The 17,110-nt window shown below is 61.5% G+C and carries 21 protein-coding genes; 10 read left to right on the top strand and 11 right to left on the bottom strand.

Annotation, left to right across the window (positions count from 1 at the left end; translation table 11 throughout):
* The first annotated feature begins 21 nt into the window (after positions 1-21).
* Positions 22-1,041: a TerC family protein gene (locus tag KD146_RS02145; RefSeq protein ID WP_212657109.1), complete on the top strand. Its 1,020-nt coding sequence runs from the start codon at positions 22-24 to the stop codon at positions 1,039-1,041.
* Between the two features lie 52 nt (positions 1,042-1,093).
* On the opposite strand, the gene KD146_RS02140 is transcribed toward KD146_RS02145, so the two are convergent.
* The 5 genes from KD146_RS02140 to petA form a co-directional block, all read right to left on the bottom strand.
* A complete protein-coding gene (locus KD146_RS02140) occupies positions 1,094-1,627 on the bottom strand; it encodes an adenine phosphoribosyltransferase (protein WP_212657108.1) in 534 nt (177 codons plus the stop codon).
* Positions 1,628-1,651: 24 nt separating this feature from the next.
* Positions 1,652-1,846 (bottom strand): hypothetical protein, encoded by a 195-nt coding sequence (locus tag KD146_RS02135; protein WP_212657107.1) that lies wholly within the window; start codon positions 1,844-1,846, stop codon positions 1,652-1,654.
* Between the two features lie 147 nt (positions 1,847-1,993).
* Positions 1,994-2,836, bottom strand: a complete 843-nt coding sequence (locus tag KD146_RS02130; protein WP_212657106.1) for a cytochrome c1 — start codon at positions 2,834-2,836, stop codon at positions 1,994-1,996.
* 16 nt (positions 2,837-2,852) lie between these two features.
* The gene (locus KD146_RS02125) at positions 2,853-4,103 is read right to left on the bottom strand and encodes a cytochrome b (protein WP_212657105.1); all 1,251 of its coding nucleotides are present in this window, start codon (positions 4,101-4,103) and stop codon (positions 2,853-2,855) included.
* A 14-nt stretch (positions 4,104-4,117) separates the two neighbouring features.
* A complete protein-coding gene (gene petA / locus KD146_RS02120; protein WP_212657104.1) occupies positions 4,118-4,642 on the bottom strand; it encodes a ubiquinol-cytochrome c reductase iron-sulfur subunit in 525 nt (174 codons plus the stop codon).
* A gap of 233 nt (positions 4,643-4,875) precedes the next feature.
* Between petA and KD146_RS02115 the strand changes: the two genes are divergently transcribed.
* From KD146_RS02115 to KD146_RS02105, 3 genes are read left to right on the top strand one after another with little or no spacing between them, the layout of a single operon-like run.
* Positions 4,876-5,346, top strand: coding sequence for a tRNA (cytidine(34)-2'-O)-methyltransferase (locus KD146_RS02115; RefSeq protein WP_212657103.1), 471 nt, complete (start codon positions 4,876-4,878; stop codon positions 5,344-5,346).
* The gene (gene hemF, locus KD146_RS02110; protein WP_212657102.1) at positions 5,343-6,239 is read left to right on the top strand and encodes an oxygen-dependent coproporphyrinogen oxidase; all 897 of its coding nucleotides are present in this window, start codon (positions 5,343-5,345) and stop codon (positions 6,237-6,239) included. Before KD146_RS02115 ends, hemF begins: the two co-directional genes overlap by 4 nt.
* A 10-nt stretch (positions 6,240-6,249) precedes the next feature.
* Positions 6,250-7,374 (top strand): AAA family ATPase, encoded by a 1,125-nt coding sequence (locus tag KD146_RS02105; protein WP_212657101.1) that lies wholly within the window; start codon positions 6,250-6,252, stop codon positions 7,372-7,374.
* Here KD146_RS02105 and KD146_RS02100 read toward each other — a convergent pair.
* Positions 7,347-7,937: a DUF2062 domain-containing protein gene (locus tag KD146_RS02100; protein ID WP_212657100.1), complete on the bottom strand. Its 591-nt coding sequence runs from the start codon at positions 7,935-7,937 to the stop codon at positions 7,347-7,349. The genes KD146_RS02105 and KD146_RS02100 overlap by 28 nt on opposite strands.
* Before the next feature lie 149 nt (positions 7,938-8,086).
* Between KD146_RS02100 and KD146_RS02095 the strand changes: the two genes are divergently transcribed.
* Complete coding sequence (locus KD146_RS02095) at positions 8,087-8,284, top strand: DUF1059 domain-containing protein (protein ID WP_212657099.1); 198 nt, start codon at positions 8,087-8,089, stop codon at positions 8,282-8,284.
* 10 nt (positions 8,285-8,294) lie between these two features.
* Here the strand turns inward: KD146_RS02095 and KD146_RS02090 are convergent, their stop codons facing one another.
* The 3 genes from KD146_RS02090 to KD146_RS02080 all read right to left on the bottom strand — a co-directional run bounded on the left by KD146_RS02090 (position 8,295) and on the right by KD146_RS02080 (position 10,684).
* The gene (locus tag KD146_RS02090; RefSeq protein WP_212657098.1) at positions 8,295-9,470 is read right to left on the bottom strand and encodes a CCA tRNA nucleotidyltransferase; all 1,176 of its coding nucleotides are present in this window, start codon (positions 9,468-9,470) and stop codon (positions 8,295-8,297) included.
* Entirely contained in the window at positions 9,467-10,093 is a 627-nt protein-coding gene (locus KD146_RS02085; RefSeq protein WP_212657097.1) for a CoA pyrophosphatase, read from the bottom strand. Before KD146_RS02085 ends, KD146_RS02090 begins: the two co-directional genes overlap by 4 nt.
* Before the next feature lie 99 nt (positions 10,094-10,192).
* Positions 10,193-10,684: a GNAT family N-acetyltransferase gene (locus KD146_RS02080; RefSeq protein WP_345790726.1), complete on the bottom strand. Its 492-nt coding sequence runs from the start codon at positions 10,682-10,684 to the stop codon at positions 10,193-10,195.
* A 419-nt stretch (positions 10,685-11,103) separates the two neighbouring features.
* On the opposite strand from KD146_RS02080, the gene KD146_RS02075 reads away from it, so the two are divergent.
* A complete protein-coding gene (locus KD146_RS02075; RefSeq protein ID WP_212657095.1) occupies positions 11,104-12,063 on the top strand; it encodes a glutathione S-transferase family protein in 960 nt (319 codons plus the stop codon).
* A gap of 27 nt (positions 12,064-12,090) precedes the next feature.
* Here KD146_RS02075 and KD146_RS02070 read toward each other — a convergent pair whose 3' ends face one another.
* A complete protein-coding gene (locus KD146_RS02070; RefSeq protein WP_212657094.1) occupies positions 12,091-12,567 on the bottom strand; it encodes an NUDIX domain-containing protein in 477 nt (158 codons plus the stop codon).
* 110 nt (positions 12,568-12,677) lie between these two features.
* Between KD146_RS02070 and KD146_RS02065 the strand changes: the two genes are divergently transcribed.
* Positions 12,678-13,568 carry a metallophosphoesterase family protein gene (locus tag KD146_RS02065; RefSeq protein WP_212657093.1) on the top strand — a complete coding sequence of 297 codons (891 nt, stop codon included), beginning with the start codon at positions 12,678-12,680 and terminating at the stop codon, positions 13,566-13,568.
* Here KD146_RS02065 and KD146_RS02060 read toward each other — a convergent pair.
* Entirely contained in the window at positions 13,565-13,990 is a 426-nt protein-coding gene (locus KD146_RS02060) for a YciI family protein (protein WP_212657092.1), read from the bottom strand. The genes KD146_RS02065 and KD146_RS02060 overlap by 4 nt on opposite strands.
* Before the next feature lie 161 nt (positions 13,991-14,151).
* On the opposite strand from KD146_RS02060, the gene KD146_RS02055 reads away from it, so the two are divergent.
* Genes KD146_RS02055 through KD146_RS02045 form a run of 3 tightly spaced genes read left to right on the top strand, consistent with a single transcriptional unit; the run spans position 14,152 to position 17,103 of the window.
* Positions 14,152-15,483, top strand: coding sequence for a MurL-like N-terminal domain-containing (locus KD146_RS02055; RefSeq protein ID WP_212657091.1), 1,332 nt, complete (start codon positions 14,152-14,154; stop codon positions 15,481-15,483).
* Positions 15,473-16,774 (top strand): UDP-N-acetylmuramoyl-L-alanine--D-glutamate ligase, encoded by a 1,302-nt coding sequence (gene murD, locus KD146_RS02050; RefSeq protein WP_212657090.1) that lies wholly within the window; start codon positions 15,473-15,475, stop codon positions 16,772-16,774. The genes KD146_RS02055 and murD overlap by 11 nt, the downstream gene beginning before the upstream one ends.
* On the top strand, positions 16,771-17,103 hold the full coding sequence (locus KD146_RS02045) for an SMR family transporter (RefSeq protein ID WP_212657089.1): 333 nt from the start codon (positions 16,771-16,773) through the stop codon (positions 17,101-17,103). The genes murD and KD146_RS02045 overlap by 4 nt, the downstream gene beginning before the upstream one ends.
* Positions 17,104-17,110: the final 7 nt, after the last annotated feature.

Here is a 17,110-nt window from a genome sequence, read left to right as displayed (position 1 = left end):
GAACATGGAGATGGTCCGGCGATGGAAACGCTGCTTAGCGCCCTGATGGGTGAATTTCTCGGTACACCCGTATATTTCTGGGTCGCGTTTGTCGCGATCGTTATCGGCCTGCTGGTCTTTGATCTGGGCATCCTGCATCGGGATGAACATGAGATCGGCGCGCGCGAAAGCCTGAGCCTGTATGGCTTTTATGTCGCCATAGCGATGGCCTTTGGTGGCTGGGTCTGGTGGCAGCGCGGCGCTGAATCGGGCCTTGAATTCTACACGGCCTATGTGATCGAGCAGTCGCTGGCGATGGACAACATGTTTGTCATCGCCTCGATCTTCACCTTCCTGTCCATTCCCCGCATCTATCAGCACCGCGTGCTGTTCTGGGGCATTATCGGCGTGGTGGTGCTGCGCGCCATCCTGATCGGCCTGGGCGCTGCACTGGTCTATCAGTACAGCTGGATCCTGTTCCTGTTCGGCGCCTTTCTGGTGTTCACCGGCATTCGCATGTTCCGCCACCAGGACGACGAACCCCATATCGAGCGCAACCCGGTATTCAAGTTCCTGACCACCCATTTCCGTATCACCAAGGAATTGCGCGGCCACGACTTTACCGCGCGCCTGCCCCACCCCAAGACCGGCAAGACCGTACTCTGGCTGACGCCGCTGGCTGTGGCGCTGATCATGGTGGAATTCGTCGATCTGGTGTTTGCCGTGGACTCCGTGCCCGCCGTCTTCGCGGTCACCCAGGACACCTTCATTGTCTACACTTCCAACATTTTCGCCATTTTGGGCCTGCGCGCACTCTACTTCGCCCTGGCAGCGGCCATGAACCGCTTCCGCTATCTGCAGACCTCGCTGGCCATCATTCTGGTGCTGGTGGGTATCAAGATCTTCCTGGTGCCCCTGGGCATCAAGATCGACACCCTGCTCTCGCTGGTGGTCACGGTGGGCATTCTGGGCGGCGGCGTGCTCTACTCGCTCTACAAGACCCGCAACGAGCCCGACATGGGTATCGAGCCGGTGCCCGAGACCAATCGCACCGACAGCTAAAACAAAAGGGCGCCCGATGGGCGCCCTTTTTTCTCGTCCGTATGGCCCGGCCTCAGTGGCCCTCAAAGGCCATCAGTGCATTGACCGTGACGCCTTCCGCCTCAAGCTTGGCGGCCCCGCCAATTTCGGGCAGGTCGATCACAAAGGCCGCGTCCTCGACCGTCGCCCCGGTGCGCCGCAACAGGCCCACGGCCGCAATGGCCGTGCCGCCCGTGGCGATCAGGTCATCGACCAGCAGAACCTTGTTGCCGGCGCCCAGCACATCGGCATGAATTTCGATGGTGTCCACGCCATATTCGAGCGCGTAGTTCTGCCCGATTGTCTCGCCGGGCAACTTGCCCTTCTTGCGCACCGGCACAAAGCCCACACCCATTGCGATGGCCACGCCAGCGCCGAAGATGAAGCCGCGCGCTTCAATGCCCGCGACATGGGTGAAACCCTGCCCACGGTAGCGCTCGGCGATCTGCTCGACGCTCTGTTTGAACCCCTCCGGATGCTCGATCAGCGTGGTGATGTCACGAAACAGGATACCCTTCTTGGGATAGTCCGGAATCGTGCGCACGAGGGCCTTGAGGTCGAGCGACATGGCATACCTGGGATAGTGGGAAACTTAAGGTAGGCGGCGACCAACCACGTGCCGGGCGACAACGCCCGCATTATAGGCCGCCGAGCGGGTGATATTGATGGCTGTCTCGCGCGCCTTGGGATTGCTGGCGACAGCGACAATGCCGGCGCGCACAGCAGGATTGCGGCTCAGACTGATGGCCGCGCCGACAACGGTGGCTGCAAGACGAATAGCTGACATCTGAACTCCCCCCGAACTGGCTGACCGATCCATTCCATATTGCCGCCCGCGAAGAAAATCGCAAGGCCCTGCGGACAATGTGAACATCCTCAAACGACAAAGGGCCCCATTGGGGCCCTTTGAATTCGTTTCGGGTGTGTCGAACAACTAGTGCTCGATACCTTCCCAGATCTTGCGCTTGGTGCCGTACATCAGACCGGCAAACAGCACCAGGAACAGCAGCACCACAAAACCGGTCTGCTTGCGCCCGGCCAGGTGCGGCTCGGCCATCCACATCATGAATGCGGCAACGTCGGTGGCGTACTGGTCAACCGTTTCGGGCACAGCAGCCTGGCCTTCGGCAACCGTATAGCTCAGCAGACCGTCCGCCAGTGGCGGGGCCATACCGATCGCGTGGCCGGGGAAGGCGTGGTTGTAGTACTTGCCTTCTGGCAGTTCGAAGTGCTCAGGCGCTTCTTCCTCGTAGCCGGTGAGCAGGCCGTGGATATAATCCGGGCCGCCTTCCGAATAGCCGGTGAAGTAGTTGAATACCCAGAACGGGAAGGCGTCATGCACGCCGCGGGCCTTGGCCAGCACCGAGAAGTCCGGGGGCAATGCGCCACCATTGGCATCACGAGCGTCCTGCTCGGTATCAAATGGCGATGGCCAGCGGTCGGCTGCAACCGCTGTGCGGGTACCGCCCTCAGCTGCCGGATCGTTGACTTCGTATTCGGCGGCAAGTGCCTTGACCTGCTCTTCGGAGAACGATGGACCGCCCTCTTCAGCCAGATTGCGGAACGCGATCAGGCGTGCGCCGTGGCAGCTGGCACAGACTTCGCGGAACACCTGAAAACCGCGCTGAAGCTGGTTTTCGTCATAGGTGCCGAAAATGCCCGCAAAGCTCCAGCTCTGCTTTTCGATGTGGATCACGTCTTCTGCAGCCTGGGCTGGCAGACCGGCGAGGCCGGCAACGATAGCCAGAGTGGCCAGGAGCGTTTTTCTATTGAACATGTTTCCTGCCCTTCCCTTACGCGTGCGACTTGGCAAGCACGCTTTCCGAGATGCTGGTCGGCAGGGGCCGAGGCTTCTCGATGCGGCTAAGCACAGGCAGGATGACGATGAAGTGGATGAAGTAGTACGCCGTGCAGAGCTTGGCCAGCACCACATAGATGCCCTCGGCCGGCGCCGCGCCCAGATAGGTCAGCGCAACGAAGTTCACCACGAACAACCAGTAGAACCACTTGAACATTGGGCGGAAATTGCCCGAACGCACCTTGGAGGTATCCAGCCAGGGCAGCAGGAACAGGATCACGATCGAGCCGCCGAAGAAGATCACGCCACCAAGCTTGGAATCGATGAACAGGATGTTGAAGTCGATGGCGCGCAGGATCGCGTAGAATGGCAGGAAGTACCATTCGGGCACGATATGAGCAGGCGTCACCTGGCTGTTGAACTGGATGTAGTTATCCGGATGACCCAGAATGTCGGGCGCGAAGAACGCGAACCAGGCAAACGGGATCAGGAACAGCACCATGCCGAACGCGTCCTTCATCGTGTAGTACGGATGGAAGGGAAGCGTGTCGCGGCTGCTCTTCACGTCAACACCGGTCGGGTTGTTATTGCCCGGCACGTGCAGCGCCCAGATATGCAGCGCCACGACGGCGGCAATCACGAACGGCAGCAGGTAGTGCAGCGAGAAGAAGCGGTTCAGCGTGGGGTTACCCACCGAGAAACCACCGCGCAGCAGTTCCAGCAACGGCGTGCCGATAACTGGGATAGCGGCAAAGATGTTGGTGATCACGGTCGCAGCCCAGCCAGACATCTGGCCCCATGGCAGCACGTAGCCCATGAAGGCGGTCGCCATCATCAGCACGAAGATCAGCACGCCCAGGATCCACAGGATCTCGCGGGGCGCCTTGTAGGAACCGAAATACATGCCACGGAAGATGTGGATGTAGACGGCAGCAAAGAACATCGAGGCGCCCACAGCGTGGAACGACTGGATCATGCGGCCGCCATTGACGTCACGACGGATGTGCTCGACGGAGTCGAACGCCATGGCGACATTTGGCGTGTAGTGCATCGCCAGAATAACGCCGGTGACGATCTGGATACCCAGGCACATCACCAGAATTGCGCCGAAGGTCCAGAAATAGTTCAGGTTCTTCGGGGTGGGGAAGTCCATCAGGTGCTCTTTGGAGAACCGGATGATCGGCAGACGTTCATCGAGCCATTTCTCGAGACCGGAGCCGGGCGTGTAAGTCGAATGTTCAGACATCGCGGAGCTCCCTGCTAACCGATCTGGACCAGCGTATCGCTGAGAAATTCATAAGGCGGCAATACCAGATTGCTTGGCGCGGGGCCTTTGCGAATGCGGCCGGCTGTATCGTAGTGCGAGCCATGGCATGGGCAGAACCAGCCATCAAAATCACCCGAGTCACCGACCGGAACGCAACCGAGATGGGTGCAGTTGGCGATCATGATCAGCCACTGCTCGTGGCCTTCCTTGGTGCGCTCTTCATCGGTCGCTGGATCCTTGAGATCCGACAGCGGAACCGCCTGGGCTTCGGCAATCTCAGCTGGCGTACGGTGCCGGACAAACACCGGAAGACCGCGCCAGAGAATCGTTACCGACTGCCCTTCGGGAATGTTGGAGATATCAAACTCGATGCTGGCCAGTGCCAAGGTCGAGGCATCTGGGTTCATCTGATTGATCAGCGGCCACACCGTTGCCGCAGCACCAACGCCTGCCACTGCGCCGGTTGCGACGAACAGGAAATCCCGCCGTGTCGTTGAATGTTGAGCTTCCGTGGCCAAGGTCCGTTCCCCGTACTATCACATCAGACGCGGCCGGTAGCGGCGGTGCAGATTACGCATACGCGGAATCACCAGCCAACCACCCTCAAGCGGCCCGTCAGTTGCGGTCTTTTTGCACTGTCCCATCCGCTTGTCCAGTGATCCGCACCGTGACAGCCCCCAACTGCGACACTATACCCAGCAAAGGCCCGCAATCGCGGGCATTGTGCCACGCTCGCGTGCTGGGGATTGTGATGCCGGTCGAACTTGCCCTCTATCAACCTGACATCGCCAACAATACCGGTACGCTGATCCGGCTATGCGCCTGTCTGCAGACAACCATTCATGTCATCCACCCCACCGGATTCGTGTTTTCGCCCAAAACGCTGGCCCGCGCCGGTCTGGACTATCTCGATCATGCCGTGGTGCGCGAACACAATAGCTGGACCCAGTTCGATGATTGGCGCCGTGCGGAAAACCGCCGGCTTGTCCTGCTGACCACCAAGAGCGAAACCTCGGCCTATGCAGCCCGATTTACGCCCGATGATATCATCATGGTGGGTCGCGAAAGCGCTGGTGTGCCTGACGCCGTTGCCGATGTCGTCGATCTGGCTTTGCGCATACCAATGCGGGCTGGTTTGCGCTCGATCAATGTCGCGCTCGCTGCAACGCTTATTTTGGGCGAAGCAAAAAGGCAGACAGACGGGTTTACAGGACTACAATGACGGTTCATTTCACGGACACCATGACACTTCCCCCCGATATCGAAGACAAGAAGATCACCGCGCAAACCTGGTTCCGCGCCCTGCGCGACCGCATCTGCGCCGAGTTCGAAGCCATTGAGACCCAGGTCAGCGGCCCCAATGCCGATCCGCCGCCGGGCAAGTTCGAGCGCACCCCCTGGGATCGCGCTGCCGGCGGCGGTGGCGAGATGAGCATGTTGCACGGCCGGGTTTTCGAGAAGGCCGGCGTGCACATCTCGACCGTGCATGGCGAGTTCTCAGAAGATTTCGCCAAGCAGATGCCGGGCACCGAAGCGGGCGCCCAGTTCTGGAGTTCTGGCATTTCGCTGATCGTGCACCCCTGCAATCCGCACGTCCCCGCCGTGCACATGAACACGCGCATGATCGTCACCGGCAAGCAGTGGTTTGGCGGCGGCGCCGACCTGACCCCGGTGCTCGACCGTCGCCGCACCCAGGACGATGTCGACACACTGGATTTCCACGCCGCCATGCGCGCCGCCTGCATCGACCGCCCCGGCGTCGACTATGATCGCTACAAGCAATGGTGCGACGACTACTTCTTCCTGCCCCACCGCAATGAGCACCGCGGCACGGGCGGCATTTTCTACGATCACCACAATACCGGTGACTGGGATGCCGATTTCGACTTCACCAAGGCCGTGGGCGAAGCCTTCGCCGGCATCTACCCGGAACTGGTCCGTCGCAATTTCGAAACGCCCTGGACCCCAGAGGATCGCAACGAACAGCTGATCCGCCGCGGCCGCTATGTCGAATTCAACCTGCTCTATGACCGGGGCACGACCTTCGGGCTTAAGACCGGCGGCAATGTGAATTCGATCCTGTCATCCATGCCGCCAGAAGTCCGCTGGCCCTGAGAGTGCTGCGATGGTGCTGACCGACCTTCATTTCACCAATTTCCGGTCGATCCGCACCATCGGCTTTCCTGTTCGCCAGCTCTCGGTTCTTGTTGGCGCCAATGGCGTCGGCAAGACCAATCTCTACCGCGCGCTTGAACTGGTCCGCGCCGCGGCGACCGGCGAGTTCGCTCAGGAGATTGCCCGCGAGGGCGGGCTGGCCTCGGTGATGTGGGCCGGCGAGCGCAAAACTCATGAACAACCTCGGCTCAGCCTGCGCATCGGTCTGGACAGTATCGACCCCGATGGCGATGGCCCCGCATGCAGCTATGAAATCGAGCCGGGTTTTCCCACCAAGGTGGATGCGGCCTTCTCACTCGAAGCCATGGTCAAGCGCGAAACGCTGACCCTGATGGGCCGTCGTCCTGTCCCGCTGATGGAGCGCAAGGGACCGGCCATCTGGGTTCGCGACCCGGCCGGTGCCCGCATTCAGGCCGACAACGTTCTGCTCTCCAGCGAAACTGCGCTGGCCGAACTGCGCGGCTATCCCGAAATCGATCGGGTGCGCGAAGTCATTGCCGCCTGGCGTTTCTATCATGGCTTCCGCACCGATGCAGGCTCGCCTCTGCGCCAGCCGGCCCGGGCGGTCACCGCGCCGATGCTTGACGCCAATGGGGCCAATCTCGCCGCCGTGTTTGCCACGCTGCGCCATATTCGCCAGGACAGTGTCGATCTTGATGAGGCGATCGACCACGCCTTCCCCGGCGCCACGCTTGAGGTCCCCATCCCGGAGCGCTTCGCCAGCTTTGCAATGCGGTTTGCCGATATGCCCAAGCGCGCCTTTGCCGCCAATGAGCTATCGGACGGCACGTTGCAGTTTCTCGCCTTGATGGGCGCCCTGCTGGCCTACCGCCTGCCCCCGCTGGTCGCTTTGAACGAGCCCGAGACCAGCCTGCATCCCGACATGCTGCCGGCCCTGGCGCGGATCATCGCACGCGCCGCCCAACGCACCCAGGTGTGGATCGTCACCCATTCGCAGGTTCTGGCGCAGGAACTGGCCGATCAAACCGGCATATTGCCCCGTCAGGTCATCCGCCAGCATGGCGGCACCTGGCTCGAAGGGCTCAGTCAGATCGGCGAGTTTGTTGACGACTGAGTGGTCTTGGGCTGCACCGGACGCTTGCGGGCCAGTCGGGCCTGCCGCATGGCACGGAAGCGTGTCACCACCAGGCGGACCACAACGTAAAACACCCCAAACACCAGAATGGCGAGCGGCAGACCGCCGATCATCATGGTCTTGAAGGTCGGCCAGATGGCGTGGAAGCCTTCGGAAAACAGGCCATTGCTGAGCTGTTCACCGGTCGCCTGCAATTGCTTGCCTTCGGAAACACTCACGCCACCGCCACCCGTCAGCCAGTCGCCAACGGCGTAAGAGGCGGCAAAGAACAGCGGGAAGGTGAGCGGATTGCCCCAGACTGTGCCAATCGCGGCAGCAATCATGTTGCCGCGCGTGGCAAAGGCCAGCACAAAACCGAGAAAGAAATGCAGGCCGATCAGGGGAAACATCGAGACTGCCGCGCCCGATGCCACCCCGGCAGCAATGGCATGGGGGCTGGCTGAGAGCCGCATCACCCGCTTGCGCAGATAGGCGCTATAGCGCCGCATACCCATGCGGGGCCACAGATTGTTCCGTATCTTGTTCCACAAGCCTGCGCGCATGCTGCTCGGGTACTCCTCACCGTCTTGGCTGCAACCTACAGATAAACCACGGCCTTGTGACAGAAAAAGCACGCTGATTGTGGCAATATGATTGGAACTTCCAGCACTTTGACGCGTTTCTTCGACTTAGTCGAACCTAGGAGGAAATCATGAAACGATTTGAATCCGGCTCGTTGATTCCAGGTGCCACCTGGCATGCCGAAGCGGAAAGCGAGGCAGAAGTGGTCCGAAAGGCCGTCGATAACCTGCGCACATTGCACGGGGAAACCGAAGTGCGGCCCGACATGATCGAACGGATCAAGGAGCGCATCGTGGACACCGACGCCAAGAGCGCCACCAAGCACTAGCCCCCAGACCCTAAAGTTGGACGAGCGCCAGCAGCTCGCGCTTGCCCAGCACAAAGCCACTGTCGATCCAGGCGCGTTCTAGGCGCGCCAGTGAGTTACCCATCTCCGGTCCCGGTGACATGCCGAGGCCGGTTAGATCGCGTCCATTGACTGGAAACGGCGGCACGACCGTGCCCGCAAGCGCCCGCGCGGTTTCGGCAAGCCGCGCCTGACCCCAGCCATCGCGGGCCGCGGTCACCGCCAGTCCTTCGACAGCATGTTCGCCAAAACGGTAAGCAGCCTCGCCCACATGCTCCTTGGCCAGCAAAGCCGCCGCTGAAAGCACCTTTTGCGCCTGCGCAATCGTGTCCTTGGACAGGCGCCACGCATCCTGCGCCGCGCCCAGCCCGTCACCAGCCAGCAGTGCCAGCCGCGAGATCGCCGATTGCCCGCCCATGGTTTCATAGGCGACCAGTGCGCGTGCAGCGCTATCAGCAAAGCGCAACAGGCCCGCTTCAGCCATCAGCAACAGTGTCAGTGCCACCTGCGGCAGGTCCAGCATGCGCATGATCTCACTGCCCACCCGCTCGCGCGACAAATGCGACAACTGCTCGGCCGCAGCCGCGCAGGCCGCCACCCCATCGGGATCAAACTGCTGGCCGCCATGGCTGGCTGAAAACCGGAAGAAGCGATAGACGCGCAGGCCATCCTCGGCGATCCGCTGGCCCGCCTCGCCAATGAAGCGGACCCGCCCGGCCAGCGCATCCTCGATCCCGCCCAGCGGGTCAAACAGCACGCCGTCCGGCCCGCAATAAAGCGCATTGAGCGTAAAATCACGGCGGCTGGCGTCCACGCCCCAATCGGTACCGAAGGCCACCACCGCGTGCCGGCCATTGGTCTCCACATCTCGGCGCAGTGTCGTGACCTCGGCCAGCGTTTCGCCCAGCTTGAGCGTCACCGTGCCATGCTCGATCCCCGTGGGGTAGCAGGCAATGCCGGCAGCCTTTGCGCGGGCCACCACCGCTTCGGGCAGCAATTCGGTCGCCAGATCGATATCGGGATTGGGCCGTTGCCGGTCCACAATGGTGTCGCGCACCACCCCGCCCACCGCGCGGGTGCGCCCCTGCGCCCCGTCCAGTGCGGCAAAGATCGCCTGGGTTTCAGCACGCACCAGCCATTCGGCGCTCCTGAGAGCCTCAACGCTCATGGCACGGCCTCGCTGGTGGCAATATCGCGGAACTGGCGGGTGATATTGGCCGTGATTCCCCATATACGATGACCGTCATGGTCGATCTGCCAGGTGCGGTGCTCCTTGCCATCCCGCTTGATACGGAATTGCCCATAGCTCTCGGGCCGCAGGATGCGCTGCAGCGGCACCTCGAACACCGAATGCACCTCACCCGGATTGGGCACAAAGGGCCCGCTTGGCTCAACCACCGCCACCACCGGCGTGATCAGATAGTTGGTGCCGGTGAAATAGGGCTGCATGAACCCCATTACCCGCGCATCGCTGCGCGCCATGCCCACCTCCTCATAGGCTTCGCGCAGCGCGGCGGCAGCGACATCATCATCGCCAGCATCAACCTTGCCCCCGGGAAACGCCACCTGCCCCGAATGCGCCCGCAGGTCTGGCGAGCGCTCGGTATAGAGCACAGTGAACCCCTCGGGCCGCCGCACCAGCGCAATCAGCACCGCCGCGGGAACCGGCGGACGCTCAAAGGGCCGCGACGGCGCCCAGTCAGGCGTCAGCATATGCGCAGCCGGCAGCGCGGGCGGCGACAACAGCAGGCGCGTCGTCAGGCGGTCGATAATGGTATTGTCGGGGGGCAAGCAAACACCGGATACGTCGTCGAAAAAGCCAGCTTAGAGCACCAGCCCTTGGCCGGTCCACACTGTTTGACCTGTTGGTCAACATGCTGACGGTCGGACTCAGTCCTCGATAAACGCTTCGATGGGACCCGCCAGCGTTTGCGCCAGGCTCTTGTCGGCCGCAAACAGCAGCACCCGCTCGGGATCAACCGGACCGGGAAATTCGATATTGCCCAGCGTGGTCGGCTCCCAGCCCAACGGGCAGTAATAGTCGCGGTCACCCACCAGCATGACGAAACTGCCTTCGCCCCGGGCCAGCGTGCGCGCGGTCACTTCACGGGCCAGCAGCTTGCCCGCGCCCAGCTTGCGGAAATCGGGATGGGTGGCCAGTGGCCCCAGCATATAGCCATTGATGCCGCCAATCGAGATCGGGGTCATCCAAACCGAGCCACACGGCGTACCGTCCACCTCGGCAATCAGGCTCAGGCTCATATCAATGGGAAACCGCTCGCGAATGCGAAACGCCGTGCGCGCAAACCGGCCCGGGCCAAAGGCAATGGCCTGCAGTTCATCAATGAAATCAGAGTCTCCCGCGCGTGTCGCGGCACGCACCGTAGGTACCCGGACAGCGTTGGGGGAGGCAGGGTCGGCCGCAGCCGGAGGCGCAGAAGGAGAGGACATATCAAGACCCGACAAAGCAATGCGTAGTACAAACCCGGCGCTCGTCTGAGCACCGATTCAAAGGACCCGTTACGGTCGTCGAACTACCTGCAATACTTTCGCCATCCTGGGCGCCTCCACGCCGAGATTCCGCATTAGCATCGCCGCGATTGGACGTAAACAAAAACTCATCGGCAGACCCTGCAAAAACCGAGACCCGCACCGAGTCTGTGTTCAAAATACACAACGCTTCGTTACGCCATTGCGCTCTTATCGTTCGCGCGCCCAGCGCGTATGTGTCAGTCAACGCAAATGACAGCTGGAAGTTCACGCCAGCAAAACGTCGAGAACATGACGGAAAGGCTCGCCCCATGGGACAGTTGATTGACGGCAAATGGTCCAGCCAGTGGTACGACACCAAAAAGACCGGTGGTAAGTTCGAACGCAGCCAGGCGGGCTTCCGTAACTGGGTAACCGCTGACGGCGCCGCCGGTCCCTCGGGCGAAGGCGGTTTCAAGGCCGAGGCGGGGCGCTACCACCTCTATGTGTCGCTGGCCTGCCCCTGGGCCCACCGCACCCTGATCTTCCGCAAGCTGAAGAATCTGGAAGACCTGATCTCGGTGTCGGTCGTCGCCCATAAAATGGCCGACGAGACCGGCTGGACCTTCGATAAGGCCAATGGCTCCACCGGCGATCACCTGTTCGACAAGGAAAAGCTCTGGCAGGTCTACACCCACGCCGTGCCGGACTATACCGGCCGCGTGACCGTGCCCGTGCTGTGGGACAAGCAGACCGGCACCATTGTTTCCAATGAAAGCTCCGAAATCATCCGCATGTTCAACTCGGCCTTCAACGAGCTGACCGGCAACACCGATGATTATTACCCCGAAGCGCTGCAGGCCACGATCGATCCGATCAATGCCCGCGTCTATGATGACATCAACAATGGCGTCTACAAAGCCGGCTTTGCGACTACCCAGGAAGCCTATGACGGGGCGGTCGCCAAGCTGTTTGAATCACTGGACTGGGTAGAAGCCATTCTGGGCGAGACCTCATACCTGACGGGCGACACCGTCACCGAGGCCGATTGGCGCCTGTTCACCACACTGGTGCGGTTCGATGCGGTCTATGTCGGCCACTTCAAGTGCAATCGCCAGCGCATTGCCGACTACAAGAACATCTCGCACTATCTCAAGGCGCTCTACGAGGTGCCCGGCGTCAAGGAAACAGTCGATCTCGACCATATCCGCACGCATTATTACTGGAGCCACATCACCATCAACCCGACCCGTATCATCCCGATCGGACCGGAACTCCCCTTCCTCGACTAGCCTGGAAGAGCACGCGCCGCGGCTGGGTCAGTAGCCCCAGACGTCGCGGCGCGGCACTTTGTCGAAATACTCGTCGATCCGCTGCGAGGTGGCGGGCGTGACCTTTTCAGGCAGCGCCCGGCGGTCGAACCACCTCGCTTCGGCAATTTCGCGGTTGGGTTTGAACACAAAGGCCTGCTCGAACTGGGTGGCGACGTAAAACGCCACATGGTCGCGATCGGTCACCGTGCTGGTATTGTGAAAGATATGCTGCAGCGCCATTTCACCCGTCACGCGATAGCCGGTTTCTTCCTCGACCTCGCGTCGTGCCGCTGCTTCCACGGTTTCGCCGGGATCAACCCCGCCGCCCGGAAACTGCCAGCCCGGCACATAGGTGTGGCGAATAAGGAAAACCTTGTCGCCATCCACCAGCATCACACGAGCGCCCACTGTCAGCCGGTGCCAGATGCCCTTGAGCGTCAAAAACACCTTGGCACGCACCCGCTGGAAGCGATTCATCTGCATCGGGAGAACTCCTTTTGCCGCATGGGTAGCAGAGTCTTGATCATGACAAAATTCACGCTCGAGGCGATTGAGCATTTTCTTGCCAGCTTCGTTCTGGCATTACGCCCGCAATGATCAATCTTGCCCACATCTCCGATATCCACCTCTCCCCCATGCCCCAGGTGGGCTGGCGCGACCTGTTGGGTAAACGCATCACCGGCTATCTGAACTGGAAGCTGAAGCGGCACGACGAGCTCAACAGCGAGACACTGGCGGCTCTGGTGCGCCATCTGCAGGCCCAGAAAGCTGACTTCACCGCTGTCACCGGCGATCTGGTCAATCTGGCCCTGCCCGCTGAAATCGAGCGCGCCGGCGACTGGCTGAACGCGCTCGGCGCAGCCGACAAGGTCGCCGTCTGCCCGGGCAATCACGACGCCTATGTGCCCGGTGCGCTGGAATCGGCACAGAAGGTCTGGGGCGAATACCTCAAGGGCGAAACGCTCGATGATGGCGACTTTCCCTTTGTCCGCCGGATTGGTGAGCTGGCTGTCATCTCCTGCTCAAGCGCAGTGCCGACCCGGCCATTCCTGGCCATCGGCCGCTTCGACGAAGCCCAGGCCGAGCGGCTGGGCCGGATTTTGCGCGTCATGGGCGAGGCGGACTATTTCCGCACCGTGCTGATCCATCATCCGCCCAATCCCGAGCTGCAGCATCCCTCATTTGGCCTCAAGGGTCACAAACTGTTCCGCGAAGTGATTGCCGAGCATGGCGCCGAGCTGATCCTGCACGGCCATACCCATCGCTCCTCAATCCACTCCATTCCGGGCAATAAGGGCGAAGTGCCCGTGGTCGGCGTCGCCGCTGCCAGCGCCGCACAGGGCGGCACGCTGGACGATCCAGCCCGCTACAATCTGTTCCGGATCGAGCGGGCCGGTGATGGCTGGACCTGCACCATGCGCGAATTCGGCTTTCAGCGTCTGGGCACCGAAATCGTCATGCGCCTGCAGATGCGTATCTGCTAGTTACCCAGCTTGCTGCGTGCCCCTTCGTGCAGGGACGCCGCCTCGGGCGACATGGTCGCCTCGAAATCGCTCATCTCGTAAAGGGGGCGAATTTCAATCTCACTGGGACCCGGCATGGGGTTGGGGCAACGCTTGACCCATTCAAGCGCATGATCCATGTCGCGCACCTGCCACAGCCAGTAACCGGCCACCAATTCCTTGGTTTCGGCGAATGGCCCGTCGATCACGGTACGGCTGGCCCCGTCAAAGGCCACACGCTTGCCGTGCTTTGACGGCTTGAGCCCATCGCCGGCCAGCAAAATGCCTGCATCGACCAGTTCATTGTTGTACCGCCCCATTGCTTCAAGCAATTCCGCGCTGGGTGCCGGGGTTTCTTCGGCTTCACTATCGGTAGTGGCTTTGACAAAAACCATAACGCGCATCTCAATTTCTCCGTGTTGCGGGAGCACCATGCTCCTTCATAACGTCACGACGGATGAGCACAGACAAGTTCGACATGTCGTGATCCGCCATTCCTCTCCCTTCGGGGGCGCAAATCACCTATATGATGGCTAACCAAGTCAGCCCCGCCGAGTGTCCAGCTTTGACTGATCAGTTTCTTATCGAGCGCCCCACCTTCGACCCCGCCACCGGCCAGGCCCGTTTCAGCTATGCTCTGGGCGGTCTGCACTTCGTCGAAACCCTCGACATGCCCGCTGGCGCCGATAGCGCCGCGGCCACCAGCCCCAACTTCCTCAAGCTGCTTGATCTGACCGGATTTGTGCTTGGCGTGAGCTATTTCAAGCTCAAGGCGCCGTTCGAGATCGCCGCGCCCGAAATTGCCCTGTCCGAGGCTGAGCGCGCCTTTGCCATCGACGTCTATGAAAACGGGCTGGGCGAATTCTACGCTCGCAACGATCTGCCTCGCTTCGGCAAACTAACTATCAACGCCCCCGTCGATCCGGTGGAAAGACTGCCGGCGCTCGACCTGCCCGACCGCACCCTGCTGCCCATTGGTGGCGGCAAGGATTCCCTGGTCAGCGTCGATCTGCTGTCCCATACCGGAGTCAGCTTCACCCCATTCGCGGTCAATCCCAAGGGCCCCATCCTGACATCGGTCGAGACCATCGGCACCCCGCCGGTCTATGTCACCCGCACGCTTGATGCCGAGATGATCCGTCTGGGCAGCCAGCCCGGCTATTACAACGGCCACGTGCCCTCGACCGCGATCAACTCGATGATCGCCGCGCTGTGCTCTCTGCTGTTTGGCTACAACCAGATCGTCCTGTCCAACGAGCGCTCGGCCAGCGAAGGCAATGTCGAGTTCGACGGTCGCGAGACCAATCACCAATATTCCAAATCGCTCGGTTTCGAGCTGCTGATTGCCGACGTGCTGGCCAATGCCACCGGCGGCGCCCTGAAGTATTTTTCCCTGCTGCGCCCCTATTCGGAAGCCCGCATCGCTTCGCTGTTTACCCACGAAGACAAGTTCGACCACGTGTTTTCCAGCTGCAACCGCAATTTCCGTCTGACCGGCAATGACGGCCCGCTCTGGTGCGGCGAATGCCCCAAATGCCATTTCGTCTTCCTGATCTTTGCCCCCTTCATGGCCAAGGATCGCCTCCTTTCGATCTTCGGCAAGGATCTGCTCCACAATCCTGCCAACGAAGCCTCGTTCCGCGAACTGGCCGGACTGGCCGGCCAGAAGCCATGGGAATGCGTTGGCGAAATCCTTGAAGCCGCGGCATGCCTGTATACGCTGACCCGCCATGCCGACTGGCATCAGGCCGCTGTGGTGCGCGCCATCAAGGCCGATCTGCTGGCCCAGTATGGCGAACCCAAATTGCAGGCAGCCATGGCCGAGTGCCTGACGGACAGCCACGATCACCACATTCCCCCAGCGCTCGCCGCCAAGGTCGCCGCCTATGCTGTTTGAAGAACCCGTCCTGATTTACGGCGCAGGCCGCGAAGCCCTCTCCACCCGGGCCTTTCTCAAGGCCGTTCAGCCCGACCTCAAGGTGTTCGTCACCGTCGATAGCGGCACAGCCGATATCCCCGATACCGCTTTCATGGCGCCTGAGGACATCAAGGACGCCATCCGCGCCCACCGCTTTGGTGACATCATCAAGAGCCCCGGCGTTTCGCGCTACAAGCCCGTGTTTGACATTGCCCGCGACGCCGGCATCGCCGTCACCTCCAATCTCAACCTGTGGGGCCATACCTACCGCGATGGACGCACGGTCATCGCCATTACCGGCACCAAGGGCAAATCGACTACGGCAACCCTGCTCCATCTGATGCTGACCCGTTCGCGCATCGATGCCGGGCTGGCAGGCAATGTGGGGCTGGCGCCACTCGACATCGCCGACAAGCACGCCGTGGTGATCTTCGAGCTTTCCAGCTACCAGACAGCCGACATGAATTTCCTGCCCGACATCGCGGCGGTGACCAATCTGTATCCCGAGCATGTCGACTGGCATGGCAGCGTCGAACGCTATTATGCCGACAAGCTGCACCTGATTGACCGCGATGGCGGCTTCCCCGTGGCGCTGGGTGCTGGCGCCAAGGGCAATGCCCTGGTGGCCAAGGCCACGCGCGACCATCGACGCCTGCTGCGCGATCTGACCAGTGACGAACAGCTCGCCGTGGAGTCTGCCGCAGCCCGGTCACGCCTGCGCGGCGCCCACAACCTCGACAATGCCCTGCTAGCCGCTCAGATCGCGCTCGCTGCCGGGGCAACGCTGGATGGCATCGTTGATGGCATCCGCGCCTTCACGCCCCTGCCCCATCGGCTTGAGGAGCACAAACTCGGCGGCATGACCTTTGTCGACGACTCCATCTCCACCACCCCCGAGGCGACCAAGGCAGCGCTGGCAGCCTATCCCGGTCGCCGTCTGGCGCTGATCGCCGGCGGCCATGAGCGGGCACAGGATTATGGCGATCTTGCAGAACGCCTGGCAGGTTATGGCGTCACCATGCTGGCTTGCCTGCCGGTGACGGGCGAACGCCTGGCGACGGCCACCGCCAGGGCCGCCCCCGAGATCACCGTGCTGACCCCGCCCGATCTCGAAGCGGCAATGAAGGCGCTCGTCGCCCACAAGGATGCCTTTGACGCAGTGATCCTGTCGCCAGGCGCACCCTCCTACAACCAGTTCAAGAATTTCGAGGAGCGCGGCGACCGCTTTGTCGCCCTGGCCAAGGCGCTGTTCGCCGAGACCCCGGCATGAACGGCGGCGTTCTGCTGGCCATCGCCATTGTCGGAGAGGTTGTGGCGACCTCGTTCCTGCGGGCGTCGAACGGTTTCACCGAACTGGTGCCGACCCTGGTTGTGGTGATTGGCTATGCCATCACGTTCTATTTCTTCTCGCTGGCCCTGCAGACCATCCCGGTGGGCATCGGCTACGCGATCTGGTCGGGCACCGGCATCGTGCTGATCGCACTGATTGCCTATTTCGTGCATGGCCAGACGCTGGATCTGCCCGCCATGATAGGCATGGGGCTGATCCTCTCGGGCGTGCTGGTGATCAATCTGTTCTCCAAATCAGCGGCCCACTAGGCGCCGC

It is taken from the genome of Devosia litorisediminis, from assembly GCF_018334155.1.
GTDB classification, from domain to species: domain Bacteria; phylum Pseudomonadota; class Alphaproteobacteria; order Rhizobiales; family Devosiaceae; genus Devosia; species Devosia litorisediminis.
Note: the sequence above shows the minus strand (reverse complement) of the source record. Positions and strands in the feature narration are given on the sequence as shown.